This window comes from Dysosmobacter segnis (assembly GCF_014297285.1).
Classification (GTDB): Bacteria; Bacillota; Clostridia; order Oscillospirales; family Oscillospiraceae; genus Oscillibacter; species Oscillibacter segnis.
Window position 1 is genome coordinate 15,273 of the sequence record NZ_JACOQI010000009.1, and the last position, 26,675, is coordinate 41,947.

Sequence of the window (26,675 nt, forward strand, 5' to 3'; positions counted from 1 at the left end):
GGGGGACATATAAAAACAATATTTTTCGCAAAAAACACTTGACAAATCAATTGCTCATGGAGGGAGCATATCACAAACCGGGGCGGTGTTTTTAATCTTCCGCGTCCAGCTTCCGCAAAGCTTTGCGGAATTGGACTGTAAACAGGATGGCGGTGCAGGTCACGGCGATGGCATCCGCCACCGGCTCGGCGGTGTAAACCGCCATAGTCTGATCCGCCAGCAGCCGGGGCATCAGATAGATCAAGGGCAGCAGCAGGACGAATTTCCGCAGCACTGCCACAATGATGGAGCAGCCGGCGGCGCCAATGGAAACGAAGGTCATCTGACAGGCGATCTGGATACCAAAGAGGAACAGCGCCCCGCAATAGATCCGCAGGGCGGGCACCGTAAAGGCCACCAGCGCCGCGTTAGGGGTGAAGATCCGGGCAAACGCTCCGGGGCACAGTTGGATCACCGCCCACAGCGCCACAGAATAGCACAGACACACCTTCAGCAGCAGCCGGAAGGTCTTCCGCACCCGCTGGGTATTCCGTGCGCCGTAATTGTAGCTGGTGATGGGCTGGGCGCCCTGGGCAATGCCCTGCAAGGGCAGCATGGCGAATTGCATGACGCTGGAGAGGATGGTCATGGCGCCAACGGCGATGTCGTCGCCGTATTTCAGCAGCGAGGAATTAAAACACACGGAGATGACGCTCTCGCTGGCCTGCATGATGAAGGTGGCCGTCCCCAGTGCTACGCAGGGCAAAATCAGGGCAGGGCGGAAACGGACGTTTTCCTTTTTCAGCCGCAGCAGGGTTTTGGGGCCGGTGAGGAACCGCAGCACCCAGATACAGGACAGACCTTGGGAGAGAATGGTGGCCAGCGCCGCGCCCCGGACGCCCATGTGCAGTCCGTAAATAAAAATGGGATCCAGAACGATGTTGGCCACCGCGCCGATGAGCACCGTCCGCATTCCGATCTTGGCAAAGCCCTGTGCGGTGATAAAGGCGTTCAGGCCCAGGGTCAGCTGCACGAACACGGTGCCCACAGCGTAGATCTGCATATAGCTGGCGGCGTAGCCGATGGTGTTCTCGCTGGCGCCGAAGGCCAACAGCAGATCCCGGCTCCACAGCAGCAATACCGCCGTCAGCAGAGCGGAGACCGCTAATTGCAGGGCAAAGCAGCCGCCTAAAATCTTCTCGGCGGTGTCATGATCCTGCTTACCCATGTAGATGGAGGCCCGGGGCGCGCCGCCGGAGGCCACCAGCGCCGCGAAGGCGGAGACAATTAAAATCAGCGGCAGGCATACGCCCACGCCGGTAAGGGCCAGATCGCCGTCACCGGGAATGTGGCCGATGTAGATACGGTCCACGATGTTGTAGAGCATATTTACAAGCTGGGCGATGACCGTGGGGATGGCCAGCTGCCGCAGAAGCTTGCCGATCGGCTCCGTGCCTAAAAAGGTTTTATCCTGATTCATTTTGCGTCTCCTTTTGTCGCTTTCCGGCTGCCGCTCAGCCGGTCCATATTTTCTCCGAATACCGCAAAGCAGCGGAAACAGGTCTCCAGCTCCTCCTCGGTCAAGCCCTCCGTCAGCTGCCGCGAAAAGGTCTCCTGTACAGCGCGGCCCCGCCGGATCACCGGCCCGGCCTTTTTCGTACACACCAGACGGCATTTCCGCCGGTCTCCCGGCACCGGCTGGCGCTCCAGATACCCCTCCCCCGCCAGCTTTTCCACATGGAAAGAGACGATAGCGGGCTTCAGATGGCGGTAGGTACAGATGTCCCGGGCGGTATCCATGCTGGGATTGTTGGCCAAAAACAGGAGAATGTCTACGGCGGGCTGGGCCATATCCAGTTCCTCCGTCAAGGGGCGCATGGCCGCGGTGTACGCCTCCTCAAAGCGCTTGGAATAGGTATAAAACCGCACGGCAGGCAGCATGAGACTATCTCCTTTCGAATAGTACAATTTTGAATAATTTGATATTATAATACTTTTCCGTGAATTGTCAAGCCCCGGCAGAATAGAGATATGCCGTTTTTCGATAGATGAACATGAGGCGGAAAACCATGCAGACAGGTGTACTTGTCGAACCGTTTCGCCGCAAACGCGCAAAAAAGAACGGCCCCTTTGGGGCCGTTGAGACTGTCGATAAAGTAGTAAATTCTCCGCGGCGGTAAGGTAGGGCAGCCGTTAGCGGCTCCGCCGCTTTACGGATGCCGCATACCCCTTGCGGGTGAAGGGTGTGCGCGGGAAACCCAAGGAGGGGAAACAGGCGAAGTGCCGCCGGTGGCGGATAAAACGAGCCTGTTTCGAGGAAGGCCCCCGATTTTCGGGTGCAAAGCGCACGGAAACCGGCTGGGCCGACGGTGTATTCTTGCTCCATGCGGGGAGAAAAGACTTTTTCGACACGCTGAACGGCCCCTTTGGGGCCGTTCTGAAAAGCGCTTATGCCTCGGTCTGGGTGGGGTCGATCTCCGTGGGGCTGGGGATGGGATGTTCCTTGTGAGCAACCATGGCCTGGATCAGCTCCACCGTGCCGCCAAGGCCCAGTGCGCTGCTGTTCAGGCAGAAATCGTATGCGTCCACCGCGCCCCACTTCTTAGAGGCGTAGTATTCGCAGTAGGATGCCCGGCGCTTGTCGGTTTTCTGGATCAGGCTCTTGGCCTCCTCCGGCGTCACCTTCTGGCGCTTGGCCACGCGGGCGATCCGGTCCTCCAGCGGGGCGCTGATGAACAGGCTCAACAGGTTTGGATTATCCGCCAGGGCGTAATCGGCACTGCGGCCAATGATAACGCAGGGACCTTCCTCCGCGATGTGGCGGATGGTCTTGAAAATCGCCAGATGCACCTGCTGCTCCAGAGATTCACCGGTGATCCCGGAGAAGCCCAAGGGGTAGGCATCCATGGCGATGGCGTACAGCAGGCTCTTGGGCCGCTCGTCAAAATTTTCAAAGATCTTCTGGCACAGGCCACTCTTCTTCGCAGCCTCCTGCAGCAGCTCCTTATCATAGAAGGGAATACCCAACTCTTTCGCGACCCGGATACCGACCTCCTTGCCGCCGCTGCCGAATTGCCGTCCGATGGTAATGATCGTTTTCATAAACGTTCCTCCTTGTTCTTTGCGTTTGAGGACTCGCATCTCTGTCAAAGGACACGGATGTAATCTACGATAATATTTTAACACAAATCCTGGGGCACGTCAAACGAAAATCTGCGTGAAAAAGTCCGCCCGTATGGGCGGACCTTTGATGATTCTATCAGCGCTTTATCACGCCTCCGGTTCCGCAGGCATGGGCAGCCCCAGACGGCGGTACATGGTCTTTTTCACCGCCCGGAGGATGTTCTCATAGCCAGTGCAGCGGCACAGGTGCCCGGAGAGGAGCTTGCGCAGTTCCGCGTCCGTGTAGAGCTTGCCGCTCTCCAAAATCTCCACCGCCGTCATGATAAAGCCGGGGGTGCAGAAGCCGCACTGGACGGCAGTCTCCTCGATAAACGCCTGCTGAATGTCGCTCAGCTCACCGTTGGGCCCCATCAGGCTTTCCAGGGTGCGGATGCGCTTGCCCTCCGCCCAGACAGCCAGATAGATACAGGAGTTGAAGCACTCGCCGTCAATGATGACGTTGCAGGCTCCGCACTCCCCCACCTCGCAGCCCTTTTTCACGCTGGTCATGTGGTAGTCATTCCGAAGCATATCGGTCAGGCTGGCCCGGACGTCCACCATCCGTTCCACATCCTTGCCATTCAGGTTGAAATGGACCAACTGATACTGTGCCATTACAGCTCACCTCCCGCCAGCTTCACCGATTCGATAAACGCCCGCTTGGCGCTCTCCACTGCGATGTGCAGCCGGAAATCCTTAGCGGCCCGCCAGGAATCCCGGGGGTTGATGTCCGCCGTCACCGCCTGAGCAAACCGCTCCGCCAGTTCCAGACTCACGATCTGGCCCTTTGCCATCGCTTCCGCCGTGGCTGCCCGCAGGGGCACCGGTCCCGCCACGCCGAAGGCCACCCGGGCCCGCTCCACCGTCTTTTTATCTGCCGACAGCCGCACGTTCACGGACGTACCCAGAGTGGCAATGTCCATGGCGTTGCGCATGGCGTACTTGATATAGTGGCCGAAGCAGTCTTCATAGCTTTCCTTGGGGATCAGCACGGCGGTCTGGATCTCGCCGTCCTCCGCCCGGATGTCCACCTCGCCCGCCTTGATGTAGAAATCACGGATGGGCAGGCGACGGACGCCGTTTTTGCCTGTCAGCTCAATAACGGCGTCCCACGCGTGGAGGGTGGAGGCGGAATCGGCGGAGGTAACGCCGTTGCAGGTGTTGCCGCCGATGGTGCCGATGTTGCGGATCTGGGGGCCGCCCACCTGATCAACAGCCTCGCCCAGCACGTTGATGTACTTCTGAATGAGGGGATCCCTGGTAATATGGGAAAAGCTGGTGAGAGAGCCGATCCGCAACGTGCCGTCCGGCTCCATGGAAACGCCCCGGAGGGCGTCGATGCCGTAAATGGAGATCAACTCCGCGCCGGCCCGCTTGCCCTCCCGCATCTGCACCAGTACGTCGCTGCCGCCGGCGATGATCTGGGCCGCCGGGTGCTCCAGCCGGAGCGCCACGGCCTCCTCCACACTGGCGGCCTGATACAGGGCTTTCATATCATACATGGTCAGTCACCCTCCTTCTCGTCATGGATCAGCCCGGCCTCCTTAAATGCGCGGTACAGCACATGGGGGGTGATGGGCGTGGTGTCGATGGAAACGCCGGTGGCGTTGTAAATAGCACTGCGGATGGCCGGCGCCGGAGAACAGGCCGGGGGCTCTCCCAGAGCCTTCGTTCCAAAGGGAGAGGTCGGCTCTGCGTTCTCCACAAACAGGGCCTCCAGATCCGGATGGTCCATCACGGTGGACAGCTTGTAGTCCAGCAGGTTGTTGTTCAGGGGCTTGCCGGTCTTTTCGTCGAACAGCAGCTGTTCGGAAAGGCCGTAGCCGATGCCCATGGACATACCGCCATGGACCTGTGCCTCCGCCAAGGCGGGGTTGATGAGGCTGCCGCAGTCATGGACATTGACGATCCGTTTCAGTGTTACCTTGCACATGGGAATGTCTACCTCCACCTCCGCGAAGGTACAGCCGAAGGAATAGGCGTTAGAGCGGATGGTGGCGGTGCTCTCCGCCGTGATATGCTCGGAGTGGACCGGGTTATACTGGGCGGTCATGGCCAGATGGGACAGGTCCATCTCCACCGCGCCGCTGTCCTTGCGGACTACATTGCCCTCCACGATGTCCAGTTCCTCCGCAGAACAGCCCAGCATCTCGGCGGCATAGGCCAGTATTTTCTGCCGCAGGAGCCGCCCGGTCTGGTCGATGGCGAAGCCCTCCATGTAGGTCTGGCGGCTGGCGTAAGCGCCTAAGCCGGTGGGGGTGATGTCTGTATCCTGACAGGACACCACATGAACATCCTTATAGCTCTTGAGGCCCACGGCCTTTGCGGTCATCTGAGCGTAGGCGGTGTCGGCCCCCTGGCCGATCTCCGTCTCGCCGCACTGCATGGTAACGGTGCCGTCCAGATTCAGCTGCATCCGGTTGGAGGCCGTCTCCAGAGAGATGGGATACACGCCGGTGTTGTACCAGAAGGACGCCGCGCCGATGCCCCGGCGGACAGAGCCGGTATCCTTGGCGAATTCCGCCTTGCGGCGGTCATAGTCCATGGCGTCACGGCCCTTTTCCAGACAGGCCCGGAAAGAGTCGAAATAGTTGGTATTGCCGGAGAAGGCGTCGTGATAATCCTTGGGCATGATGAACTTCATGCGGTATTCCAGCGGGTCCATGCCCACGGCGGCGGCACATTCGTCGATGTTGGCCTCGTCAGCAAAGCTGGCCTGGGGCATGCCGTAGCCCCGCATGGCGCCCGCTGCGGGCCGGTTGGTAAACACGGTCCAGCCGTCACATTCCATGTGGTCGCAGGGGTAGATCTGGGCGAAGGAACCCAAAGCCTTGGCGCAGATGGAGTGGCCGTGGGAGGCGTAGGCTCCCTGATTGGAGAAGCACTCCACCTTCCGGGCGACCAGCTGGCCGTCCTTCCGGAGCCAGGAGACGATATGGAACCGGATAGCATGACGGACGCGGTTGGAAACGAAGGTCTCCTCCCGGGAGCAGTCGATCCGGACGCAGCGGCCGTTGACCTGCGTGGAGCACCAGGCGCAAAGGGGCTCATACAGGGCATCCTGCTTATTGCCGAAGCCGCCGCCGATATAGGGCTTGATGATCTCAACATCCGCCCACGGGCGACCCAAGGCCTGCCCCACGATCCGGCGGATGATATGGGGGATCTGAGTGGAGCTGACCACCACTACCCGGCCGTTTTCCTCGTAGGCGTAGCAGCCGTGGTTCTCGATGTGGCAGTGCTGGACCGTAGGGGTCTCGTACCAGCCCTCCACTTTAATCAGACCCGGCTCCTGAATGGCGGCGGCATAGTCGCCCTTGCGGATGTCCGTGTGCTTGAGGATATTTCCGGGATAATTCTCGTGGATCTGCGGGGCGTCCGGCTCCATGGCCTTCTGAACATCCAGCACGAAGGGCAGTTCCTCGTACTCCACCTTCAGCGCCCGGACGCCCTGCATGGCCGCCACCTCGTTCTCCGCGATGACCACAGCCACATCGTCGCCGTAGTAGCGGACATGGCGGTTCAGCAAGTGGCGGTCCGCCACATCCTGATGACCGGGGTCCATGGACCAGGGGTGGCCCGCCGTGGGAAAGGGAATATCCGGTACGTCAAAACAGGTCAGCACCTTCACCACGCCGTCGATGGCCTCCGCCGCCGCTGTATCCACGGACTTCACGAAGCCGTGGGCGATCTCCGCGTGCTTGATCCGGATGTACAGAGCACCGGCAGGCATCCGGTCCTCGTAGTATTTTGTGCGGCCGGTCACCTTGTCAAAGGCATCCACACGGGCCACGCTTTTTCCTACTGTTATGCTCATGGAGCATCCCTCCTTCTATCGCTCATATTGACTGACAGGGTCTGAATTGGGTATACTGAGAGAGATCTGGAATTTTCCTATGAGGTGATCGCTATGAAAATCGGATGTGTCGTGCTGGCGGCGGGTAACGCCCGCCGGTTCGGTTCTAACAAGCTGCAGGTGCAGGTGGATGGGGAATCCCTCATCCGCCGGGCACTGGAAACGGTTCCCAGCGGTCTTGTGACCGTGCTGGTAAGTCAATACCCGGAGATTCTGTCCTTGGCCGGTGAATACGGCTTTGAGGCCGTTTTGAACGATCAGCCGGATCTGGGGCTGAGCCGCAGCGTCCGTCTGGGTCTGGAACGGCTCACGGACTGCGGCGGGGTTCTGTTCCTCGTGGCCGACCAGCCGTGGCTGAAGCGGGACAGCGTCGAAGCGCTGGCCGCGCTCTGGGCCCAGCACCCAGCGAAGATCGCTGCCATGGCCCACGGCGGTGTCCGTGGCAATCCCTGCCTCTTTCCCGCTCAGTTCTACCCGGAGCTTTTGGCCCTCAATGGGGACCGGGGCGGCAGCGCCGTCATCCGCAACCACGAGGCCGACCTCATTTTGTTAGAGACAGACGCTCTGGAGCTGACGGACATTGACACCCCGGAGGCTTTGAAGCAAGCCGGAAGCGCCAGTTAATGCGTGAAGTATATGTGCCTTGACAGCGGTTCGCCGCTGTCATTTTTTTGCATAAGGGGTGTTTTTCAGGGGAAGTTCGGTACGCAGCTCGCCGTCATAGCGGCGGTATGCCTCCGCAATGGCGGGGGCCGTGGGGATGGAGGTGATCTCACCGATACCGATGGCCCCGCCGCCTACGTTCAATCCCGGTTTTTCCACGATGATAGGCTTGATCTCCGGGATCTGGTTGGCCCGAAATAGGCCCAGTGTGCCGAATTTTACCGTGGGGCGGCAGTTTTCGTCAATGGGATACCGCTCCGTCAGGGCGTAGCCCATGCTCATCACCACGCCGCCCTCGATCTGTCCCTCCACGGAGAGGGGGTTCACGGCCTTGCCGACATCGTGGGCCGCTACCATCTGTTTGATGCGTCCGGTGTCCTTATCCAGCACGCAGAGCTGGGTGGCATAGCCGTAGGCGATGTGGCTCACCGGGTTGGGCACATCTGCGCCCAGTGGGTCGGTCTTACCCAGATATTCGCCGTAGAACTCCTGTCCCTCAAGGTCTGCCAAGCTATGTTCCTCTAAGGCCTTTTTCAAGTCCTGACAGGCCCGGATGCAGGCCTCGCCGGTGAATAGCGTCTGGCGGGAGCCGGAGGTAGTGCCGGAATCCGGCGCGATCCAGGTGTTGGAACGCTCGTAGACCACGTTTTCCCTTGGGATGCCGGTCTCGCCGCAGACGGTCTGGGTCAGCACCGTGCCCAAGCCCTGACCGATACAGGAGGCGCCAGCGAAAATGTGGAGTTTTCCATCCCGTACTGTCAGCCGCGTCCGGCCGGTGTCGGGGATGCCCACGCCCACACCCGCGTTCTTCATGGCGCAGGCCAGACCCACGGGGTCACCGTTCTTCACAGCCTCGTCATAATAGGGCTTCACCGCCTCCAGCGTTTCCACCAGTCCCGTGGAGCCGTCCACGATCTGACCGTTGGGCAAAACGCCGCCGGGTCGGATGGCATTGCGGTAGCGGATCTCCCAAGGGGAAATGCCCACCTTGTCCGCCATTTCGTTCAGCAGTGTTTCAATGCAGAAGCAGGTCTGGGTCACGCCAAAGCCCCGGAAGGCTCCCGCCGGGGGATTGTTGGTATAGTAGGCCCAGCCGTCGATCTCATAGGCTTCGTACTGATAAGGCCCCGCGCCGTGGGTGCAGGCTCGCTCCAGCACCGGCCCGCCAAGAGAGGCGTAGGCCCCGGTGTCGGCGATGCACTCCGCCGCCACGCCTTGAATGATGCCGTTTTCATCGCAGCCCAGAGAGAATTCCATCTCCATGGGGTGACGCTTGGGATGGATCAGCAGGCTTTCCGCCCGGGTGAGCTTCACCTTTACCGGGCGCTTTGTGAGATAGGCGATCAGCGCGGCGTGGTGCTGGACCGTTACGTCCTCCTTGCCGCCGAAGCCGCCGCCCACCAGACAGTTGCGGACCTTCACCTGCTCCGCGGGCAGGCCCAGCATTCCCATGATCTCGTGCTGGGTATCGTATGCGCCCTGATCCGTGGAGAGCACCAGAACGCCATCCCCATCGGGACAGGCCACGGCACACTCCGGTTCCAGAAAGGCGTGTTCCGTCCAGGGGGTCGAGAACCGCCGGGTGATGAGATACTTGGATTTGGCCAGTGCCTCCGCCGGGTTTCCCCGCTGGATGTGCTTATGGGCCAGCAGATTGCCCTCCCGGTGCACCAGCGGTGCGTCCGGCAGAATGGCCTCCTGCGGGTTATGGACGGCAGGCAGTTCCTCGTAGTCCACCTTCACCAACGCCTTGGCCTGAGCCAGAGCCTCCGGTGTTTTCGCCGCCACCAGGCAAATAGCATCGCCCAGATAATGGGTGATATCGCCTACGGCGATCATGGTGTCCCAGTCCTTTTTCAGATGGCCCACCTTGTTGATGCCGGGGATGTCCGCCGCCGTCAGGACGCAGACCACGCCGGGCAGGGCCTTGGCCTCCTCCGTATGGATGGCCAGCACCCGTGCACGGGGGTGCTGGCTGCGGACGGCGCTGCCGTAGAGCATCCCGTCCAGATATACGTCATCAGGGTACTGGCCGGTGCCGGTGACCTTTTCCTCCACGTCTACCCGGTGGACCCGGCTGCCTACCTTCCAGTCCACCGGTGCCTCCGGCAGCTTGCCCTCCCGGAAGCATTTTGCCGCCAGCAGAATCGCGTCGATGATCTTCACATAGCCGGTGCAGCGGCAGATGTTGTTGCGGATAGCAAAGGCCGCCTCCTCCCGGCTGGGATCCGGGTTTGTGTCCAGCAGCGCCTTGGCGGAGATCACCATGCCGGGGATGCAGAAGCCGCACTGAACAGCCCCCGCCTCGCCGAAGGCCCAGGTGTAGACCTTCTTCTCCCAGTCGGACAAGCCCTCCACCGTCAGGATGTTTTTTCCCTCCAGCTTATCCGTCTGCGGAACACAGGCCTTGGTGGGCTTGCCGTCGATCAGCACCGTGCAGGTGCCGCAGGCGCCCTCGCTGCATCCGTCCTTCACCGAGGTCAGGCGCAGCTCGTCGCGCAGAAACCGCAGCAGCTTTTGATTTTTCTCAGCGGTTACCGTTTTGCCGTTTACCGTAAAAACAGCCATGTCGGGTCCCCCCTTCAAAAGGTCAACCTTTTATTTCTTGAACTTATTATATAATAGGCTGTCTGTTTTCGCAACGGTTCTTTCTATCATTCGTTATCCTTTCCATAAGATAGCGAACCGAGGAAGTGCGGCAGCCTCTGTCACCCGCCGGAAACTCCTATGAGCCGCTCCCCCGATTGCCATCCCTTCAGGCTCCGATTTTCCCCCTCTGAGTGGGCGAAAAAAGTTTTTTGAAAAAAATAAAAAAAGTGTTGACAAAGAGGGGGTGCCCTGATATACTAGCTATTGTTCCGAGCGAACGAAACAAGTTCAAAACGAACTGACCTGGGGGATTAGCTCAGCTGGGAGAGCGCTTGACTGGCAGTCAAGAGGTCAGCGGTTCGATCCCGCTATTCTCCACCAAGAAAAACCTTGAAACCATAATGGTTTCGAGGTTTTTTCTTATATATGGCAAATTGCACAAAGTCGCTTTTGTGTTGAATTTGTGTTGAACGCGCGGAAAAATTGCTCATAATTTCCTTTTTCCCGCCACGCATTTTCACAACTTTTTCTATATTTTTATAATTTCTACATTTTGCACAAACGCATTGATAGGAAAAGGTTTTTTCTGCCCATTTGAAAAAGCACAGTCAAAAAAATGTATTTTTCTGTCCACTCTATCTTTCCTGCGCTTGTGTTGAATTTCGTGTTGAATCACAAATTCTTCGCCATTATTTTCAAGGACAGGGACATCGGTTGTCCCCGTTCCACCTCATAGGAGCTGAACAGTGCGTTCAAATCACGCCAATAGAGATACCATTGGAGGTCTTGCTTTCCACTGTCAACAGTTTCTCATGATGTTTGTATGGTTTGAATGGAAGCCATTAAGTCATCCGGCAGTCACATTCCAAATACCCCTTATCCAATAGCTTTCCGATCTCCGGATCATATTGGTCATTTATATTCCGTTCTACCGCCTAAAGCACAATATCGGTATTTTTATTATATCGATTCGCCCACGTTTTAGCAAGGGCCTCACCAAGCAGCACTTCAAGAGCGTTAGGACTGCTCGCATATAAAGCCGCTCCTTCCATACCAATGACAAGGTCGGTACCGCTGCCGGTATAGGTTTTGATCGCTCCGTCATAGTCCAACGCCACATCGTCGAGAGATAGGATGCTAAGGGCATTGCTGTTACTGTTCGGCTTGCAAGCCTTAGAGCAACGCAAATTGACAGACCTAAGATTGTATTCCCTGCGCAGTTTCTTCTTTAGCGCGGAAATAAGTGTTGGTTTCGGCACTTGTTTGAATGCTGATATGCTCCCTCCATGAGAGACAGTGAAAAAACAAACTGCCAAACATGGAGGGAGCATATCAATTCCCCGGCGGGGCGGCTTTTCGCTGTCTGTGGGCAAATATGTGGTCAAAGGGGTGCGGTGCAAAAAGGAATGCTTAGATTTGTGCTGTAAATACACCTGTTTGCGGCATATTTGGCAATATGCAGGGGGAATAATCCACAGAAATCTCGGGTGCGCTCAGTTGCGCTGGCAGAACCAAAGAAGAACGCCTCCGGCAGCGCAAAAATTGTGCCGCCATAGACAAAGATAGGGCATCCCCTTCAAATGATAACTTTTTGATAACAGTTCGTTTTTTTGGTAGCTTTCCTCTGCTGTTTACGGTATGGTTTGCCGTTACAAAGGAGGTTATCCAAATGGATAAGGATAGTTTAGCACATAGTAACCACAAAAGAATACACCTGTGTCTTTGCTTTTATGTTTCAGAATGGTAAGCTCCTCTTATATTCGCTCGGAGTGCATCCAAACTTTTTTCGGAAGGCGTCGCTGAAATGGCTGATGTTGCTGTACCCCACCAACCCTGCTATGTCTTTCACCCGAGCGTCGGGCGCAGACAACAGTTCGCAGGCGTGCTCCATGCGGCGATTTAACATATATTGATATATGGTGATTCCATAGTGCTTTCGAAATATCTCACGGAGTTTGGATTCACACATAAAGTGCTGTTTGGAGAGCTCCGCGATGGTCACGGGTTCCAGAAATCCCTCATCTATCTGTCGCCTGACCCGAAGTAGCGCCTCGCTATCCGCCCAGCTCAACGACCCCTTCACAGCGACAGAATTCTGATCCATCATCTCGTTCGCAAAGGCTGCAACAAGTTCCAGTATCTTTCCTTCTTGATACAATGACTTTGCACAGCCATTATAGTTACACTGCAATATCTGGCGTATTGTGGCTTCTATGGTAGCGGTGATTCTATGTTTTGGTGGAGTTTTACCCCCGTTAAAGGCGGTGCAAGCCTTTTTCTTCTGCAAGCCATCCATCACAGACCGAAACCGACAGGGATGCAGGTTCAGCCCGACGCCTATATATCTCCGCCCTGCCTCATAGATATTTTCCGCATCAAACAGACCGCTGCCGTATACGCAGCAATCTCCCTTTTCCAACAACGTTTTTTGGTTTCTGCCCGAAGACTTCCACTCCAATGCGTCGGAAAGAGAGAAAACGACGGAAAAAGAATCCTTATACACTTGCTCCGCAATACTGTGTCCCTGTAAAACATTACATCGCAGATGTACATCTCGATATTGGGGCACGGTGAAATATAGCGGAAATATCCTTCTCCAATATCGCTTGGCAAAGCAACCTGATTGTCTTTCATAATACCACAAAGCTGCTGCATTGCGGGGGAGAAAAAGTCGCTGCGATCCGTTTGCCCATGAAGAAAATCATATTGTGCTTCTTGCATACCAGGCTCCCTCCTCCGACACATGATTAGACACTTTTATGCAAATTGGCCTATTCCACCTTTCCAGTTCTGCACGCTGGTTAGCCTACTCTAACCAGTGGATGAAAGAAAAGGCAGCCTGCCTGTACGCAGTTTGCCTCAAATCCGACGGCACAGTACCTATAAAAAATATTTTACCATAAGCGCGCAGGGATTTCAATGAAGAACACCAGGCATTCCTGCTTTTCCTGCGAATTCTCCGTTTGCCCAATGTCATCCGTGTGCCGAGAGGGAAGGTCTCAGTACTTTCAGCGAAATATTCAATCGATTCAAACACGTTTTCTTATTCGGTTTTACAGCTACTCAACATAGAGACTCTCTGTTCACCTGTCTTGGGTGCTTGAGCATATTCTTTTTCAAAGCATCGCTATACAGCGCAAGGTAGGAACACCGCAAGAGGTATCCCTGCCTTTTCGGATAGGCTGTTTGGCAAACGCAAACCACGCAATCTGCCGCTAAAGTTACCGTCAGCGGCGGGCATCATTTTTCATTCCACCAACGCCTTACCCAAGGCGCGGCAGGCTTCAAGCGCCGCGTCGTCGGGCGTCTCCGTGCAGATCACGCTCTCGCAAACGAGGTTCACCCCTGCGCTGTCACAGTCACTCTCCCAGGTGCGCATCCACTCGCCGTCGCCCCAGCCGTAGGAGCCGAACAGCGCCGCGCGCTTGCCGCCGAGGCTGTGCTTGCAGGCATCGAACATGGGCTGGAACTCCATTTCCTCCAGCACCTCGCTGCCCATGGCGGGGCAGCCGAAGGCGATGGCGTCGTAGGTGTTCAGATCGCCGGGCTGTACCTCGGCGGGCGTGAGAAGCACAGCCTCCACGCCCGCGGCGGTCATGCCCTCGGCAACGGCATGCGCCATCGCCTCCGTATTGCCCGTACCGCTCCAGTAAATAACAGCAGTTTTCATGTTTGTCAATTCCTTTCTTTTGATGAGTTTATATGATCAAACCGCGACGGCAAGCTGCTCCAGCTTCGAGCCGCTTTGCCAGAGTGCGCAGTAGATCTCCGTACATTTTTTGTATTTTGCGAACAGTGAGCGCGCCTTTCCCTCGTCGCCGTAGACCTTCCAGGGCCCCGTGCACTTGAAATTGTTCGCGCGGTGGTCGATGAAGCCCTTCACATCCTCCGGCGGGTAGCTGAGAAACAGCCCCACCTCGTGCGGAAACTCTCCGCTCTCGTCTCCTTTGAATGTTTGCCGGTTAGCATACTCTAACCATATAGCCCTTGAGAAGCCGCCCGTAGGCGGCTCTTCAAAGATCACCGCCTGCCGCCGCGCCCCAATGCCATGGTTCTCTACCAAGTAAGCCTCGGATGCAGACCAGAATTGCTGACGTCATCGCCGCCTTACTTTCTTCCCAGCAGCAATGTCGAGCCGCGAAGCATCAGGCGTTTGGCCTCCTTTGGTGTCATGAAGCTGCCGTCGGTCGTGTCGATCAGCTCCACGCGCTCATAGCCCATATCCCTGAGCTTTTGGACAAATGCCTGCATATCGCCGTATCTACCGGGCGACATCAGGTCATGGATGGCATATGTTCCACCCTTTTTCAGAACCCGCAGTGTTTCCAGCAGAAGTGCCTGCTTGTCTGCCCCTGTAATATTGTGATAGACATAGTTGCTGGTCACTGCGTCGAAGCTCTCGTCGGGGAAATCCAGCTTCACGGCGTTTCCGCGCCGGAACGAAGCGTTTTTCACGCCCGCAGCAGCGGCGTTTTTTTCGCACAGCGGCAGACTGAAGGAGGCATATTCCTTGCCCCAGCGGTCAATGCCGACCATTTTCCCCTGCGGATTGCGCTTTGCGCAGGCAATGGTCAGCGCACCGCTGCCGCAGCCGATATCCAGTCCCACGCCGCCCTCCGGTAGTGTGATCTGCTCCGCCGTGCCGTCAATGAGCTGCTTTGAGAGCTTGCGTTCGCCGTCATAGGAAAAGCTCCGATAGGCATACACGCACCACACGGTGTACTTTGCACAGACGACAAAGGCGATGCCGAATACCACGCTTAGCACGATGCGCAGCTTTCCGCTCACACCGATGCCGAATACGCCGAAAACGAGCAGCAGCGCAAGCGACAGCATCGTTCCCGCGATGAGCGAAAACAGCATTCCCTTGGGGATCCAGTTTTTGTAGTCAGGCTTCATTCTTGGGACTCCTTTCTTTTCTAACGGTCTTCATGCGAAAATCTCAGCGGTCGTCACCACGTCCCGGCGTTTTCATTCGATGCCAAATGAGCTTCGGATGCAGACCGGCGTAGCTGATGTCGTCGCTGTCGCAAAAGCAACGGCACCTCCGCGCCTATCCCAGCGCCACATCCAGCGTCATCATCACGCTGAAGCCGGCTGCAAAGAAAATCGTGCCGATATTGGAGTGCTTTCCCTGCGACATTTCGGGAATCAGCTCCTCCACCACAACGTAGAGCATGGCGCCCGCGGCAAAACTCAGAAAATACGGCAGTGCCGGGATCACGAGCTGTGCCGCAAGAATCGTCAGCACCGCTCCGACAGGCTCCACCACGCCGGAGAGCACGCCGCCGAGAAACGCTCGGCCCTTGCGTTTCCCCTCCGCCCGGAGCAGCATGGAGATGATCGCACCCTCGGGAAAATTCTGAATGGCGATGCCAAGGGACAGGACAAGCGCGCTTGCCGCTGTGATCTGCGTGTTCCCTGCGAGGAAGCCCGCGTACATGACGCCCACCGCCATTCCCTCCGGGATGTTGTGTAGGGTCACTGCCAGCACCATCATGGTGGTGCGCCCGAGATTGCTTTTCGGACCCTCGGCCTGTTCACTTCCCACATGAAGATGGGGAATCAAACGGTCAAGCAGGAGCAAAAACAGCACGCCGACCCAAAATCCGATAAAGGCGGGGAGAAAGGACAGCTTCCCCATATCCTCCGACTGCTCAATGGCGGGGATCAGCAAGCTCCAGATGGACGCTGCCACCATCACCCCGGCGGCGAAGCCCGCGAGTGAACGCTGCACCAGATCACCGAGGGATTTTTTCATAAAGAACACGCAGGCCGAGCCCAGTGCTGTGCCGAGAAAGGGAATTAGTATTCCGAGAAAAGTTTCCATTTGTCTCACCGCCTTTGCGTTAATTGTTATTTATTTTTCCGAAATCCGGCCTCGTCCCGGTATTCGGGATGTTCCTTTAAGTATGGGTCTTTGTCGCCGCAGATGGTATAGTCGCATCGGCAGCCGTCCACGCAGGTGGTCGTCCGCACCAGCCTTGCGTGGAGCAGCTCCATAGATGCATAGTCCACATTGCACAAGGCGGGCATGATATCCGTAAGACCGTGCCGGATAGCAAACTCCGCTGCCGGACACGATGTAAATTCATAATAAATAGGCTTATCGGTTTCATAAGGCGCAACCGACATCTCGTAATCGTGCCATTTGTCGCAGCCGCTTTTCGCACGAACAAACGCTCTGTACATCAGCTTCCTCCAGAACGGCTTGTTGCAGTTCACAAACCGCAGCCTGCGGAAGGTCGGAAGAATCAGATTTTCCTCCATCTCTTCGATTTCGCAGAACGAAGTAACTGCTTTGCAGACCACATAATAGCTCATGATGGCGATGCAGTCGTAGGTGCCGCCTACGCCGTTGTGGAAGTTCTTTTTGCCGCCCAAGTCGGTGCGCCAGTCGGAGAGAAAGTCCGCATACTGCCGCTGTACCTGTTCCCATATCGTCTCCCGCTCTACCGCATGATAGTGCAGGGCGATTTTTGCCCGTATCTCCTTCTTGCAGGGCCTGGAATACAGCACGTGGTAGCTGCGGTCGAATTGCAAAGCATTGTCCTTCATCTGGCTGCTTCTCCCTTATTTCCGCGCCGTGACGCAAAGCCAGCCCTTCTTTTTGTGGATCTGCACCTCGTGAAAGCCCACCTGCTCCAGATATGCTTTCAGCTGGGTGTCCTTGTAAATGGTCATGCCGCCGATGATCTCTGTCCACTTCTCGTCCTTGTCTGTGTCGCCATTGCTTTCGTTGCAGATGAGAAATGTCCCTCCGGGCTTCAGCACCCGGGAAACCTCCCGGAAGCACCGGGGCAGATCAGGCCAGAAATAGACAGTTTCAAAGGCTGTGACCGCATCGAACCAGTTGTCAGCAAACATCATATCCGCCACGCTGCCTTGCAGAACGGCGCAGCGCCCCTCCGCGATGGCGGCCTCGTTGACCTTTTTCGACTTCTCCACGCTGACGGGCGAATAGTCGATGCCCTTGATGATAGCCTGCGGGTATTTTTTCAGCAGCCGTCGGATGTTCGCCCCGCCGCCGCAGCCGCAGTCCAGCACCTTGGTGTCCGGCGCGGCATTCAGAAATTGGAGCCCCCACCGGGCCACGGCGCTGTGCCCGACATTCATCATGGCGACCATAATTTTCCCGCCAAAGCCCACGGGCTTGCGGGTGTTTTCAAAGAATGACATATCACACCTCCATTTTTACACACTCGGCATAGGTCAGCGGGAACGAGGCTTTCAGGACAGCGCTTTTCCGCACCGTCCAGCCGTTCTGCCGCAGGAAGCACAGGTATTCCTCGCTCGCCCACTTGCTGTGGAGAGGAAATCCTGCCAGCTTCATGAAAAATGCCTTTACCTTGCCGGAAAACGAGTTTCCTGCGTGGGTGAAGGTGGGTGCGATGAGCACGCCGCCGTCCTTTAGTACCCGACGGATCTCGTCAAGGGCCTTCTCCGGCTGCGGCACGATGTGCAGTGCGTTGGATACGATCACCACATCGAAGGACTTGTCCGCATAGGGCAGGCGGAACATATCCTGCACGGAAAAATGCAGCTTTGCAGATTGATTATCCCGCTTTGCTTCAAGAATCATCTCTGCGGAGGCGTCCGTCGCCTCGATGTGCGCCGCCGCGTTTACGATGTGCTTTGCAATCAGCCCCGTGCCGGTGGCAAGCTCCAGCACTGTTTTTGCTTTCACCACCGGCCGGATCAGCGCATACATCTCCTCATACGCCGCCCGGTCCTTTCGCATAAAGCGGTCGTACCGACCGGCATTTCTGTCCCAAAAGTTCCTATGATTTCTCATGGCTGTCATTCTCCTCATGGCGGGCATCTGTCCCGCCGCTCTCTGGCGTATTCCAGCAGTGCATTGCACGCCGGACAAAGCGCCTCGCCCCTTGTCCCATGCACGCCCCAACAATACCGGCGCACCATGAGGGTAACGGTTTCGATCTCCTTTTCCTTGTTTAAGTTCTGAAGTCCTTTCTGTTTTATACACAGTTAGTCTCCTCTAACCGCCTGGTGGAAGAAAAGGCAGGCCACCTGTATGCAGTCTGCCTTTTGCCTGATGCGAAAGCCCGCAGACGCGCGGGGCTTACAGCACCAGCGAGGGCGCGGTGTAGACCCGTGCCTTCAGCTCGCTGTTGAGCATATACAGCCCCTTGCTGTCACCGCCGAACAGCTCCATCTTGGTGATGAGGTCGGCGGCGTTCTTCTCCTCCTCGCCCTGCTCCTTAATGAACCAGTCCAGCATTTGCATGGCGCGGAAGTCCCTGACCTCGTATGCGGCGGCGTAGATGGCGTCTATGCTGGCAGTGACCAGCTTCTCATGCTCCAGCGCCTTTTTCAGCGGGGTCATGTGGTCGCCTCGTTCCCACTCCGGCCTTGCGATGGCCTCAAAGGTGACGCCCTCGCCGTTGTTCTGCAAATACTGATAGAACAGCATGGCGTGATCCCGTTCCTCCTGCGCCTGTACCCGGTACCAGTTCTCAAAGCCGTCTAAGCCCACGGAGGCGTAGTAATTTGCAAAATCCAGATACAGATAGGCGGAGTAGAACTCCTTGTTGATCTGCTCGTTGAGCAGCTTAGATACGTTAGCGTTCATTGGGCTCCTCCTTCAGTGTTGTTTTCTTCCTGTTCCCTGCAATCGGGACAGATATACCGGATTTTAAGATCATACGAGAGGATCTCCCGTCCCAGCGCGTGCTCGATCCGGCTCTGCATATCCGGCAGGTGAACGTCCGCGATTTTCCCGCACCAGCTGCAAATCAAGTGATCGTGCCGTTCCGTTCGGTCGTACCGGTCCGGCGAACCCGACTCGGTGATGCGGTGCAGCAGACCCTCCCCCGCCAAGGCGTTCAGATGTTTATACACGGTGCCAATGGCGATGCTGGGATGCTCCCTTTTCATCTCCAGGAACACCTGCTCCGCCGTGGGATGCTGCTGCAGCTCCGTTACGGCGGCCAATATCTCCTCTGCGTATTTTGGCATACTGCCAACCCTCCAACTACAAGAATAAGTCTTATTCTTTTGCTTTTATTATACCTATATTTTTTTCTCTGTCAACAACCACAAAAGGCTTGTGCCCCAAAAGCTGCCCCGAAGTACCTTGACAGTTTTAACTGTATCTGTTATAATCACAGTATAAACTGTATCAGCGATAAGCACAAATGTTTTGGAGGTGTATTTATGCGTCAGATATTGCTTTTTGCGCTTCTTGCCGCCTCGCTCGCGCTGCTGAGCGGCTGTGCGCTGTCCAAAACAAAAGAAGACACGGCGAAGGAAAGTTCAAGCAAGGCGGCGTATCATAAGATCAGCACCGAGGAAGCCTATGAGATGATAGCCTCGCAGGAGGTCGTGGTGGTTGATGTTCGTACCCAGGAAGAATACGACGGCGGGCATATTGAAAACGCCGTCCTTCTCCCCAACGAGAGCATCGGGAGCGAAATGCCCGAAGCGCTGCCTGATAAGGAAGCCACGCTGCTGGTCTACTGCCGCAGCGGCCGCCGCAGCAAGGATGCCGCAGAAAAGCTGCTGGCGTTGGGGTATCAGAGCGTCTACGACTTCGGCGGCGTCATCGACTGGCCCTACGAGCTTGTGAAGGAGGGATAAGGGTGGACAGTTCCTTTAATCTGGCGGTTCACGCGCTGGTCTGCCTGAGCCACAGCGGACGCTCTCTCAGCAGCGAAGCGCTGGCGGAGAACATCTGCACTAACCCCACCCGCGTCCGCCGGGTGCTGGCGGGGCTGAAAAAGGCGGGAATGGTGGAGACCCGGGAGGGTCTGGACGGCGGCTATCGCCTTTGCACCGACCCCGCAGCCCTTTCTCTCCGGCAGGTGGCGGAGGCGATAAATACCCGCTTTGTGGACTGCGCGTGGCACAGCGGCGACATTGACCGGGACTGCGCCATTTGCTCCGGCATGGCGGGCGTGATGGACACGCTGTATCGGAACATGAACGAGCAGTGCGCCGCGTATCTCTCGCGCATTACCATCACGGATATTGAAACACAGCTTTTTACACAGAAATAGGAGGATCTTATGATGCTTACCATTACGATCAACAGCTTTGAAAATGACGTCCTGCACGCGGACAAGCCCGTGCTGGTGGATTTCTGGGCCCAGTGGTGCCCCTACTGCCGCCGCATTGCCCCGGCCTTCGACAAGGTGGGCGAGCAGTACGCCGACACGCTCATCACCGGCAAGATCAACTATGACGAGGAGCCGCAGCTCATCCAGCGCTTCGGCATCGACACCATCCCCACGCTGATGCTCTTTAAGAACGGAAAAGCGCTCGGCTCTATTGTCGCACCCGCCTCCAAGGCGGCCATTGAGACATTTATCCGGGAAACGCTGGCACAGTGAGGGCGTGGCTATGGAGCAGATCTATGATATGATCATCATCGGCGGCGGCCCCGCCGGATACACCGCCGCCCTGTACGCCGCCCGTGCCGGGCTTTCCACCCTGGTGCTGGAAAAGCTCTCTGCCGGCGGGCAGATGGCGCTGACGGAACAGATCGACAACTACCCCGGCTTTGAAAGCGGCATCGACGGCTTTACGCTGGGCGAAAAAATGCAGCAGAGCGCCGAGCGCTTCAGCGCGGTGACGGAGCTGGCGGAGGTGTACAAGGCCAGTCTGTCAGGAAAAATCAAAACGCTGGACACCAGCGAAGGTGTCTTTCAGAGCAGCACGGTGGTCATCGCCACCGGCGCGTCGCCCCGCCCCTTGGGCGTTCCCGGCGAAGAAGCGCTCATAGGAAAGGGCGTTCACTATTGCGCCGCCTGTGACGGTGCGCCCTATCGGGGCAAGACCGTGGCGGTGGTGGGCGGCGGCAACTCTGCCGCGGCGGACGCACTTGCTCTGTCCCGCATCGCAAAAAAGGTCTACCTCATCCACCGCCGCGACAGCCTGCGGGCAACGAAGGTCTATCATGAGCCGCTGATGGCCGCGCCCAACGTGGAATTCTGCTGGAACAGCACCGTCTCCGCGCTGCTGCACGAAAGCCGCCTGACGGGACTTCGGCTGCAAGACGTCAATACCGGCGCAGAGCGTGAGCTTGCCTGTGACGGCGTGTTCATCAGCGTGGGACGCGCCCCGGCGACGGAGTTGTTCCGAAGCGAACTGGCACTGGACAAATCCGGCTATATCATCGCGGACGAATCCACCCGCACGAATCTTCCCGGCGTGTTCGCCGTGGGCGACGTGCGCACCAAGGCACTGCGGCAGGTGGTCACCGCCGTATCGGACGGCGCAGTGGCTGTCCACTACGCAGAGGAATATCTGGCAGAGAATCGGTAAAGGGGCTGCAAACGATCCTCTCATCGGCAGTTCCTGTCCGCAGGCAACACGATTGCGACCATGCCTCATAGGGGTGCAGGGTAAGAGAATTTAAGGAGGCAATATATGTGGCTGTTTTTAGGAATTTCTGCGATCATTTTTACAGGATTCAATTTGATTTGCTCTTTTAAAAGTAAGAATGCAAAATGGTTTAGATTCGCAGCCTTATCTTTCACTGCATTGACCGTATGTTCCTTTTATTCAGACGAAGCGATGCGTGTGCTAAATGAAGATTGGGGAGGCTTGATGGATATCATGCCAACCATGAGCAAGGCTCTGTGGGTATGTGTAGGAATATCGATTTTATTAAACTCTGTTTCGCTCTTTAGAGAGAAATAACCACATGTCTGTCATTGGAGAGTCACTATAGAAAAGCGCAACCGATTTTTGTCGATTGCGCTTTGGTGTTTTTGATTATCAGACCGTTCGAGGCTGTACTGCACTGTGTGCACGGTAAAAACTCGGTTAAAATCACAGAGCCGTCTTCGCCGCTCATATTGATGGAATAGCTTATCGTTTCGCCGCTGTCATCGACATAGGATACCCCGTAATACGGCAGCAACCCATAGAATGTCATATTCAGCAGTAGCGGACGATCCGGTGACAGTTCGTCCAGAGCGTACAGCTCTTCTGTGGAAAACGATAGGCTGTTGCTCATGGGAGAAGCCTCGATTCCCAGCACCTTGAAGTCCTTTACGGCATACTCGCAGGAAAGTAGCACCCTGGCCAGCGGCTCTGCCGTACTGACGGAAACCTCGTGGTAATCGGAAAGGCCGACCAACACATTCTCCGCCCAATGCGCCTGAACCGCCGGTTCAAACGCCTGCCGGATACGCTGCAAAGCGTGCTCTTTTCCCGCTTCTTCGGTTTCTCCGTTATACAAATCCCAGAACAGGAAACGGTAGGGTGGGAAGTCTCCGGATTCACCTTTTGCCACAAAATAGGTGTACTGCTCATAGGCGCAGACTCTGCCGTCGGCATCGAGGCACATCCCTCCCACCCACGGAACAGCGTCGGTAGAATCCGCCAGAAACGCGGGTTCCCAACAATAGACCGTGTAGCTGCCGCTTTCGTCCGTAAGGACTTCTTTTTGATAAAACTGCACAACCTCATAGCCGGTGAGGATATCCGTTCGGGATGGAGAGACGCAATGCGAAACCAATCGCTGCGCACGCCGGTCAAGAGTGTCCCGGTAGTATGCATAAGCGTCTTTATCTACATGTTCTTCGGTGCGGTAGCTGTTGCGGATCAGCCAGTAGAGCGTTTCGTCCTCAAAGCTCATGCGATGGCTGTCTCCTTTTCCGTTGAAATAAATGCCGTTTATATGGTTTTCATCCAGTCCGGCAAAGAAAACGAAGTGTTCGTCAGATGAACTGTATGCGTCAGGCCCCCCGGAGAGGTATATCTCCATCGTATAATGGTTCAATCCCTGACTGGACTGCTCACTGCGATGTTCCGCAGCGGCATTGAGGACGGAGGCCATGTCTTCGGCGTTTACATGCTCACGAGAAAAGAATGATGAGATATATTTGATTTCCGCTGCTTTTACCGCTGCCATCCGTTCGACAATCCCTGCTTTTGCAGAGTCCCCATCGTCTGGCTCGTTTGGCTTTGCGCCGCAGCCCGCTGTCAGCAGGCAGAGCGCAAGCGTCAGCACAATAATTGGCAGTCGTTTCATAAAAGTGTTCCTCCTTTCGGGCATATCATCATCTTTCACTTTGTGCGGATAAACTTATCCAATATAATTATATCATGCAAAGCACGAACTTTTCAATTACTGTCTCCACACAAATGTGTAATTTTTCTATGAACGCCGCACTTTTTCGCCGCTTTGCTGGCGGCTCTCCGGCGTTCTGCGCTGTATGGCGCGGTCAGACGGAAAGAGAAACGCCCTTTCTCAATCTCAAAGGTCAGCCCGCCTTGCTCATCATCGTCGGTCTGGCGGCAGCATTGCGGGTACTTTGCCGCAAATGCTGTCAGCCGCTTTTTGAGATCGGTGTTGTGGGTCTGCACCTCAATGATGCGGCTCTGCTCGTCAAAATAGATCATGGTTGTCTTTTGCTTCTTGGTAAGTCCTGTTCTCATAAAACCTCCTGATTTTCATAGATTTTTCCCAGCTCTTGAATTGGGAAAGTGCTGCGATTTTTGATGGAAACACCCTAAACGATGCGGAGTATATTTCGCCTTGCCTTATTGACTGATTTGCCACTTTTCCAGCTCTTGACTGCATTTTCACGATGTTTTGTTTGTGCGGCTTTTCAGCCACTCCACCAGCTCATTTTTCATCACCAATTTACGCCCGCCGATCCGCAAGGTTGGGAAGTCCGGGCTGCTCAAAAGGTTATATGCACCCGCTTTGGAAATCTGCAACGCTTCGGCAAGCTGCTTTGCATCCATCACATCGGGCATGGCTTCAAACGGTTCTCTGCTCATAGAATCTCCTTTCCCGCAGAAACGGCAGCAGCTACCATTTCGGTAACTGCTGCCGTTTCTGCGTCTGTTAACTTGTCCAAATACTTCTGATACTCCACTGTCACATAGTCTTCATAAGCTCCTACGATTTTGGCGATCCGCTTATGGACTGTGCTGGCGGTCTTGTAGCCAACCTTGTCTGCAATCTCCTGTTCAGTCAAGCCGTCCATATTCAGCCCTCTATTATAGAGGGCATGAGAACGGCTGAATTGTTCCAATGCTTCCAAACTTTTTTGAGATTTTTTGAAAAAATCTCGGAATGGATGGGATAAGATTGATTTAAGGCAATTATACCTGAAAGCTGTGAATAAATCTATTGCTTTTCGTGGCGGCAAAAAATAACGGGTATCCGACTCTCACCAGATACCCGTTATTCCGTTGCCAATCCCGCCTGACAGATGCTCATTTCGTAATTTCGGTCTAAACCTGTTTTACGAACACCTGTCTATCGGAGTCGGGGATTTCTTATATTGGCAGCAATGCGCAGCCCTTAGCCGATCGCGGAGCTTTTTCTATCCGGGTTTGGACGCCAGCCGTCCATAAACTCGTCATTCTCCATGATAAAGGGGCTCGCCATATCCTGTCCCCATGAGGTGTCACATTTCCCCATAAGGTAATCGCTCAGTGCCGTTCGGTCGGCAAAGCGCAGCATCCGGTACGGCTCCTGAAAGGCAACCTTTTCTACAAAGTGCAGCGTCCCGTCCTCTGCCGTCAAAAGAACGCCAACATGCCCGACAAATAGCAGAGATTCCTCCTCGGTCGGCTTATCGTGGAAGAACGGATCACTCCGCCACCCCTCTGCCCTCGACTTTTTCGATCTCATCCAGCAGGGGAGATAAAAGTTCCTTTATTTCCCCCTCCTCCAGCATGAGCAGCAGGAACACCAGTGCAACAGTGGAAAAGCAATATATGCCCCGCTCCAAATCGCTGTATGCCCGTCCAGAGATGCGGAGTTTTTCCGCCATTTCCTCCTGTGTCAGTCCTCTGCATTTCCTTAAAGTGCGGACATATTCCGAGAAGAATTTTCGGAGTATTTTTTTATATGGATTCATGTGCTGAGTCCTCCGTCTCGACAGATTTCTGCATCTTCTGCAAAAATCTTATCCCACCACGAAGTACACTTCCATGCAGCACACTTCGTATTCCCTCAGAAACTAAGGGCAACTGTCAAAGCCATCCGTTTGCACCGTGGTCAGAATACAAAAAGCGCAGCCGCAGAGAACATCTGCGGCTGCGCTTCGATCCATTTTCAAAGCTTCGGCATCACTCAACGCCATATTGTTGTCTAAATAAATCGGCGACGATGTTTTGCTTTTGAGACATCGGGCGGCCGGACGAAGCCAGACTCGCCGCCTACTCCGCGCAGAGCTCAGCCACCAGAGCGTCCATCTGCACTTCGCTGGCTTGGTTCAATGCACTACGCAGAGACACTACCGTTTCGTAAAGGTGGATATCCTTCATTTCCTCCAATTTGGTGCGCATCAGCCGCGCGGCAGCAGGTGCCCAAGAGCCGTTTTCAATAAGGCCAACCCGGCGGTTTCGGAATCCCTTTGTCTGTAAATGTTCCAAAAACTCCTTCATGGGCGGAAACAGTCCTCCGTCATAGGTGGAGCTGGCTAAAACCAACTTCCCGCAGTAGAACGCACTGGCAATAGCGTAGGAAAGATCTGTCACAGTGAGATCACATATGTTGACCTGCACGCCTTTTTTCTCTAATTTACCCTTGAGGGTCTTCGCCGCATGGGCAGTATTTCCATGGATGGATGCGTGGGCAATCAGTATGCTCTCCGGTTCTTCCGGTTTCCATTGTGACCAGAGATCATAGAGCCGCAGACACTCCTCCAGCCCTTCTGTAAGCACGGGACCATGGAGCGGGCAGATCGTTTGGATCTCCAGCGCGGCGGTCTTTTTCAGCAGAGCCTGCACCTGTGCGCCATATTTCCCGATAATATTGTAATAATACCGTCGGGCCTGCGGCACCCAGGGGGCACGGGCAGTCCGTTCCAGTGAGCCAAAGCGTCCGAAGGCATCCGCCGAGAACAGGATTTTTTCCGTTTCCTCATACGCCGTCATCACCTCAGGCCAGTGTACCATCGGCGCCAGCAGAAATTGCAGTCTGTGCGAACCCAGAGAGAGTATGCTGCCCTCGCCAACCTCCAGCATACGGTCTTCCGACAATGCACCCGTGCCAAAGAACTGCTTGATCAGGGTAAAAGTTTTCGCGTTTCCCACGATCTTCATCTCCGGGTACTCTTGCGCTATCCGCATGAGGCTGCCGGAATGATCTGGCTCCATGTGTGTGACCACAAGATAGTCGGGACTGCGCCCCTCCAACACCTGCGCTACATTGGAAAGCCATTCCTCCGCCGCCCGTGCGTCCACGCTGTCCATCACGGCGATTTTCTCGTCCAGAATGACATAGGAGTTGTAGCTCACTCCCATAGGCTGGACGGGGTACCGGTTTTCAAAGAGTGCCAATGTGTTATCATCCACCCCTACATAGCGGATGGCATCTGTTACCGTTCGGATAGCCATATAAAAAATACCTCCTATTTTCCTTACTCAGACTCTGACTGATAGGTTCTTCCTTTCTAACGGAACATACGCTCAACCGCGGATCGACGGTCGC

Annotated in this window: 32 protein-coding genes and 1 tRNA gene; 7 read left to right on the forward strand and 26 right to left on the reverse strand. The window is 55.8% G+C overall.

The window, feature by feature from the left end; translation table 11 throughout:
- Nucleotides 1–91: 91 nt before the first annotated feature.
- The 6 genes from H8Z83_RS10275 to xdhA form a co-directional block, all read right to left on the reverse strand.
- Nucleotides 92–1,459: an MATE family efflux transporter gene (locus H8Z83_RS10275; protein WP_187014948.1), complete on the reverse strand. Its 1,368-nt coding sequence runs from the start codon at nt 1,457–1,459 to the stop codon at nt 92–94.
- Nucleotides 1,456–1,920 (reverse strand): MarR family winged helix-turn-helix transcriptional regulator, encoded by a 465-nt coding sequence (locus H8Z83_RS10280; protein WP_187014949.1) that lies wholly within the window; start codon nt 1,918–1,920, stop codon nt 1,456–1,458. Before H8Z83_RS10280 ends, H8Z83_RS10275 begins: the two co-directional genes overlap by 4 nt.
- 507 nt (nt 1,921–2,427) lie before the next feature.
- Nucleotides 2,428–3,081, reverse strand: a complete 654-nt coding sequence (locus H8Z83_RS10285; RefSeq protein ID WP_187014950.1) for a cytidylate kinase-like family protein — start codon at nt 3,079–3,081, stop codon at nt 2,428–2,430.
- 168 nt (nt 3,082–3,249) lie between these two features.
- A complete protein-coding gene (xdhC, locus tag H8Z83_RS10290; protein WP_187014951.1) occupies nt 3,250–3,756 on the reverse strand; it encodes a xanthine dehydrogenase subunit XdhC in 507 nt (168 codons plus the stop codon).
- Nucleotides 3,756–4,643 (reverse strand): xanthine dehydrogenase subunit XdhB, encoded by an 888-nt coding sequence (xdhB, locus tag H8Z83_RS10295; protein WP_187014952.1) that lies wholly within the window; start codon nt 4,641–4,643, stop codon nt 3,756–3,758. Before xdhB ends, xdhC begins: the two co-directional genes overlap by 1 nt.
- Before the next feature lie 2 nt (nt 4,644–4,645).
- Entirely contained in the window at nt 4,646–6,952 is a 2,307-nt protein-coding gene (xdhA, locus tag H8Z83_RS10300) for a xanthine dehydrogenase subunit XdhA (RefSeq protein WP_494546118.1), read from the reverse strand.
- Nucleotides 6,953–7,051: 99 nt separating this feature from the next.
- Here xdhA and H8Z83_RS10305 point away from each other — a divergent pair, with 99 nt between their 5' ends.
- Nucleotides 7,052–7,621, forward strand: coding sequence for a nucleotidyltransferase family protein (locus H8Z83_RS10305; protein WP_187014954.1), 570 nt, complete (start codon nt 7,052–7,054; stop codon nt 7,619–7,621).
- 39 nt (nt 7,622–7,660) lie between these two features.
- Here the strand turns inward: H8Z83_RS10305 and xdh are convergent, their stop codons facing one another.
- Nucleotides 7,661–10,228 (reverse strand): selenium-dependent xanthine dehydrogenase, encoded by a 2,568-nt coding sequence (gene xdh / locus H8Z83_RS10310; RefSeq protein WP_187014955.1) that lies wholly within the window; start codon nt 10,226–10,228, stop codon nt 7,661–7,663.
- A 326-nt stretch (nt 10,229–10,554) separates the two neighbouring features.
- On the opposite strand from xdh, the gene H8Z83_RS10315 reads away from it, so the two are divergent.
- Nucleotides 10,555–10,630: transfer RNA gene (locus tag H8Z83_RS10315), tRNA-Ala, on the forward strand.
- Nucleotides 10,631–11,184: 554 nt separating this feature from the next.
- On the opposite strand, the gene H8Z83_RS10320 is transcribed toward H8Z83_RS10315, so the two are convergent.
- The 12 genes from H8Z83_RS10320 to H8Z83_RS10380 all read right to left on the reverse strand — a co-directional run bounded on the left by H8Z83_RS10320 (nt 11,185) and on the right by H8Z83_RS10380 (nt 19,228).
- Nucleotides 11,185–11,361 (reverse strand): hypothetical protein, encoded by a 177-nt coding sequence (locus H8Z83_RS10320; RefSeq protein WP_187014956.1) that lies wholly within the window; start codon nt 11,359–11,361, stop codon nt 11,185–11,187.
- Between the two features lie 623 nt (nt 11,362–11,984).
- Nucleotides 11,985–12,818 carry a helix-turn-helix domain-containing protein gene (locus tag H8Z83_RS20195; RefSeq protein ID WP_494546119.1) on the reverse strand — a complete coding sequence of 278 codons (834 nt, stop codon included), beginning with the start codon at nt 12,816–12,818 and terminating at the stop codon, nt 11,985–11,987.
- Between the two features lie 678 nt (nt 12,819–13,496).
- The gene (locus H8Z83_RS10330; protein WP_187014958.1) at nt 13,497–13,919 is read right to left on the reverse strand and encodes a flavodoxin; all 423 of its coding nucleotides are present in this window, start codon (nt 13,917–13,919) and stop codon (nt 13,497–13,499) included.
- 36 nt (nt 13,920–13,955) lie between these two features.
- Nucleotides 13,956–14,312 (reverse strand): DUF3793 family protein, encoded by a 357-nt coding sequence (locus H8Z83_RS10335; RefSeq protein ID WP_187014959.1) that lies wholly within the window; start codon nt 14,310–14,312, stop codon nt 13,956–13,958.
- A 44-nt stretch (nt 14,313–14,356) separates the two neighbouring features.
- Nucleotides 14,357–15,148, reverse strand: coding sequence for a class I SAM-dependent methyltransferase (locus H8Z83_RS10340; RefSeq protein ID WP_187014960.1), 792 nt, complete (start codon nt 15,146–15,148; stop codon nt 14,357–14,359).
- Between the two features lie 154 nt (nt 15,149–15,302).
- Nucleotides 15,303–16,079 carry a ZIP family metal transporter gene (locus tag H8Z83_RS10350; protein WP_187014961.1) on the reverse strand — a complete coding sequence of 259 codons (777 nt, stop codon included), beginning with the start codon at nt 16,077–16,079 and terminating at the stop codon, nt 15,303–15,305.
- Nucleotides 16,080–16,105: 26 nt separating this feature from the next.
- A complete protein-coding gene (locus H8Z83_RS10355; protein WP_187014962.1) occupies nt 16,106–16,807 on the reverse strand; it encodes an L-2-amino-thiazoline-4-carboxylic acid hydrolase in 702 nt (233 codons plus the stop codon).
- Between the two features lie 15 nt (nt 16,808–16,822).
- On the reverse strand, nt 16,823–17,428 hold the full coding sequence (locus tag H8Z83_RS10360) for a class I SAM-dependent methyltransferase (RefSeq protein WP_187014963.1): 606 nt from the start codon (nt 17,426–17,428) through the stop codon (nt 16,823–16,825).
- A 1-nt stretch (nt 17,429) separates the two neighbouring features.
- Nucleotides 17,430–18,044, reverse strand: coding sequence for a class I SAM-dependent methyltransferase (locus H8Z83_RS10365; protein ID WP_187014964.1), 615 nt, complete (start codon nt 18,042–18,044; stop codon nt 17,430–17,432).
- A 14-nt stretch (nt 18,045–18,058) separates the two neighbouring features.
- Nucleotides 18,059–18,238: a nitrous oxide-stimulated promoter family protein gene (locus H8Z83_RS20200; protein ID WP_366464142.1), complete on the reverse strand. Its 180-nt coding sequence runs from the start codon at nt 18,236–18,238 to the stop codon at nt 18,059–18,061.
- A gap of 94 nt (nt 18,239–18,332) precedes the next feature.
- Nucleotides 18,333–18,842, reverse strand: a complete 510-nt coding sequence (locus tag H8Z83_RS10375; RefSeq protein WP_187014966.1) for a ferritin — start codon at nt 18,840–18,842, stop codon at nt 18,333–18,335.
- On the reverse strand, nt 18,839–19,228 hold the full coding sequence (locus tag H8Z83_RS10380) for a Fur family transcriptional regulator (protein WP_187014967.1): 390 nt from the start codon (nt 19,226–19,228) through the stop codon (nt 18,839–18,841). Before H8Z83_RS10380 ends, H8Z83_RS10375 begins: the two co-directional genes overlap by 4 nt.
- 198 nt (nt 19,229–19,426) lie before the next feature.
- On the opposite strand from H8Z83_RS10380, the gene H8Z83_RS10385 reads away from it, so the two are divergent.
- From H8Z83_RS10385 to H8Z83_RS10405, 5 genes are all read left to right on the forward strand, one after another.
- The gene (locus H8Z83_RS10385) at nt 19,427–19,849 is read left to right on the forward strand and encodes a rhodanese-like domain-containing protein (RefSeq protein ID WP_187014968.1); all 423 of its coding nucleotides are present in this window, start codon (nt 19,427–19,429) and stop codon (nt 19,847–19,849) included.
- Nucleotides 19,850–19,851: 2 nt separating this feature from the next.
- On the forward strand, nt 19,852–20,268 hold the full coding sequence (locus H8Z83_RS10390; RefSeq protein WP_187014969.1) for an RrF2 family transcriptional regulator: 417 nt from the start codon (nt 19,852–19,854) through the stop codon (nt 20,266–20,268).
- A gap of 9 nt (nt 20,269–20,277) precedes the next feature.
- On the forward strand, nt 20,278–20,601 hold the full coding sequence (gene trxA / locus H8Z83_RS10395; RefSeq protein WP_418499825.1) for a thioredoxin: 324 nt from the start codon (nt 20,278–20,280) through the stop codon (nt 20,599–20,601).
- 10 nt (nt 20,602–20,611) lie between these two features.
- Complete coding sequence (trxB, locus tag H8Z83_RS10400; RefSeq protein WP_187014970.1) at nt 20,612–21,535, forward strand: thioredoxin-disulfide reductase; 924 nt, start codon at nt 20,612–20,614, stop codon at nt 21,533–21,535.
- 105 nt (nt 21,536–21,640) lie between these two features.
- Nucleotides 21,641–21,913, forward strand: coding sequence for a hypothetical protein (locus H8Z83_RS10405; RefSeq protein WP_187014971.1), 273 nt, complete (start codon nt 21,641–21,643; stop codon nt 21,911–21,913).
- 25 nt (nt 21,914–21,938) lie between these two features.
- Here the strand turns inward: H8Z83_RS10405 and H8Z83_RS10410 are convergent, their stop codons facing one another.
- From H8Z83_RS10410 to H8Z83_RS10440, 7 genes are all read right to left on the reverse strand, one after another.
- Nucleotides 21,939–23,252: a hypothetical protein gene (locus H8Z83_RS10410; protein WP_187014972.1), complete on the reverse strand. Its 1,314-nt coding sequence runs from the start codon at nt 23,250–23,252 to the stop codon at nt 21,939–21,941.
- Between the two features lie 92 nt (nt 23,253–23,344).
- Nucleotides 23,345–23,659 (reverse strand): hypothetical protein, encoded by a 315-nt coding sequence (locus H8Z83_RS10415; RefSeq protein WP_187014973.1) that lies wholly within the window; start codon nt 23,657–23,659, stop codon nt 23,345–23,347.
- A 147-nt stretch (nt 23,660–23,806) separates the two neighbouring features.
- Entirely contained in the window at nt 23,807–24,007 is a 201-nt protein-coding gene (locus H8Z83_RS10420; protein WP_187014974.1) for a helix-turn-helix domain-containing protein, read from the reverse strand.
- Nucleotides 24,004–24,216, reverse strand: coding sequence for a hypothetical protein (locus H8Z83_RS10425; RefSeq protein ID WP_187014975.1), 213 nt, complete (start codon nt 24,214–24,216; stop codon nt 24,004–24,006). Before H8Z83_RS10425 ends, H8Z83_RS10420 begins: the two co-directional genes overlap by 4 nt.
- A gap of 320 nt (nt 24,217–24,536) precedes the next feature.
- On the reverse strand, nt 24,537–24,869 hold the full coding sequence (locus H8Z83_RS10430; protein ID WP_187014976.1) for a DUF4300 family protein: 333 nt from the start codon (nt 24,867–24,869) through the stop codon (nt 24,537–24,539).
- Nucleotides 24,829–25,098 carry a helix-turn-helix domain-containing protein gene (locus H8Z83_RS10435; RefSeq protein ID WP_187014977.1) on the reverse strand — a complete coding sequence of 90 codons (270 nt, stop codon included), beginning with the start codon at nt 25,096–25,098 and terminating at the stop codon, nt 24,829–24,831. The genes H8Z83_RS10430 and H8Z83_RS10435 overlap by 41 nt, the downstream gene beginning before the upstream one ends.
- A gap of 301 nt (nt 25,099–25,399) precedes the next feature.
- Entirely contained in the window at nt 25,400–26,581 is a 1,182-nt protein-coding gene (locus tag H8Z83_RS10440; RefSeq protein ID WP_187014978.1) for an FprA family A-type flavoprotein, read from the reverse strand.
- Nucleotides 26,582–26,675: the final 94 nt, after the last annotated feature.

Bases quoted from the DNA above. Each gene is read 5' to 3' on its own strand.
- H8Z83_RS10275 (WP_187014948.1), bottom strand. From the start codon at position 1,459: ATGAATCAGGATAAAACCTTTTTAGGCACGGAGCCGATCGGCAAGCTT.
- H8Z83_RS10280 (WP_187014949.1), bottom strand. From the start codon at position 1,920: ATGCTGCCTGCCGTGCGGTTTTATACCTATTCCAAGCGCTTTGAGGAG.
- H8Z83_RS10285 (WP_187014950.1), bottom strand. From the start codon at position 3,081: ATGAAAACGATCATTACCATCGGACGGCAATTCGGCAGCGGCGGCAAG.
- xdhC (WP_187014951.1), bottom strand. From the start codon at position 3,756: ATGGCACAGTATCAGTTGGTCCATTTCAACCTGAATGGCAAGGATGTG.
- xdhB (WP_187014952.1), bottom strand. From the start codon at position 4,643: ATGTATGATATGAAAGCCCTGTATCAGGCCGCCAGTGTGGAGGAGGCC.
- H8Z83_RS10305 (WP_187014954.1), top strand. From the start codon at position 7,052: ATGAAAATCGGATGTGTCGTGCTGGCGGCGGGTAACGCCCGCCGGTTC.
- xdh (WP_187014955.1), bottom strand. From the start codon at position 10,228: ATGGCTGTTTTTACGGTAAACGGCAAAACGGTAACCGCTGAGAAAAAT.
- H8Z83_RS10330 (WP_187014958.1), bottom strand. From the start codon at position 13,919: ATGAAAACTGCTGTTATTTACTGGAGCGGTACGGGCAATACGGAGGCG.
- H8Z83_RS10340 (WP_187014960.1), bottom strand. From the start codon at position 15,148: ATGAAGCCTGACTACAAAAACTGGATCCCCAAGGGAATGCTGTTTTCG.
- H8Z83_RS10350 (WP_187014961.1), bottom strand. From the start codon at position 16,079: ATGGAAACTTTTCTCGGAATACTAATTCCCTTTCTCGGCACAGCACTG.
- H8Z83_RS10355 (WP_187014962.1), bottom strand. From the start codon at position 16,807: ATGAAGGACAATGCTTTGCAATTCGACCGCAGCTACCACGTGCTGTAT.
- H8Z83_RS10360 (WP_187014963.1), bottom strand. From the start codon at position 17,428: ATGTCATTCTTTGAAAACACCCGCAAGCCCGTGGGCTTTGGCGGGAAA.
- H8Z83_RS10365 (WP_187014964.1), bottom strand. From the start codon at position 18,044: ATGAGAAATCATAGGAACTTTTGGGACAGAAATGCCGGTCGGTACGAC.
- H8Z83_RS10375 (WP_187014966.1), bottom strand. From the start codon at position 18,842: ATGAACGCTAACGTATCTAAGCTGCTCAACGAGCAGATCAACAAGGAG.
- H8Z83_RS10380 (WP_187014967.1), bottom strand. From the start codon at position 19,228: ATGCCAAAATACGCAGAGGAGATATTGGCCGCCGTAACGGAGCTGCAG.
- H8Z83_RS10385 (WP_187014968.1), top strand. From the start codon at position 19,427: ATGCGTCAGATATTGCTTTTTGCGCTTCTTGCCGCCTCGCTCGCGCTG.
- trxA (WP_418499825.1), top strand. From the start codon at position 20,278: ATGATGCTTACCATTACGATCAACAGCTTTGAAAATGACGTCCTGCAC.
- trxB (WP_187014970.1), top strand. From the start codon at position 20,612: ATGGAGCAGATCTATGATATGATCATCATCGGCGGCGGCCCCGCCGGA.
- H8Z83_RS10405 (WP_187014971.1), top strand. From the start codon at position 21,641: ATGTGGCTGTTTTTAGGAATTTCTGCGATCATTTTTACAGGATTCAAT.
- H8Z83_RS10410 (WP_187014972.1), bottom strand. From the start codon at position 23,252: ATGAAACGACTGCCAATTATTGTGCTGACGCTTGCGCTCTGCCTGCTG.
- H8Z83_RS10415 (WP_187014973.1), bottom strand. From the start codon at position 23,659: ATGAGAACAGGACTTACCAAGAAGCAAAAGACAACCATGATCTATTTT.
- H8Z83_RS10420 (WP_187014974.1), bottom strand. From the start codon at position 24,007: ATGAGCAGAGAACCGTTTGAAGCCATGCCCGATGTGATGGATGCAAAG.
- H8Z83_RS10425 (WP_187014975.1), bottom strand. From the start codon at position 24,216: ATGGACGGCTTGACTGAACAGGAGATTGCAGACAAGGTTGGCTACAAG.
- H8Z83_RS10430 (WP_187014976.1), bottom strand. From the start codon at position 24,869: ATGAGATCGAAAAAGTCGAGGGCAGAGGGGTGGCGGAGTGATCCGTTC.
- H8Z83_RS10435 (WP_187014977.1), bottom strand. From the start codon at position 25,098: ATGAATCCATATAAAAAAATACTCCGAAAATTCTTCTCGGAATATGTC.
- H8Z83_RS10440 (WP_187014978.1), bottom strand. From the start codon at position 26,581: ATGGCTATCCGAACGGTAACAGATGCCATCCGCTATGTAGGGGTGGAT.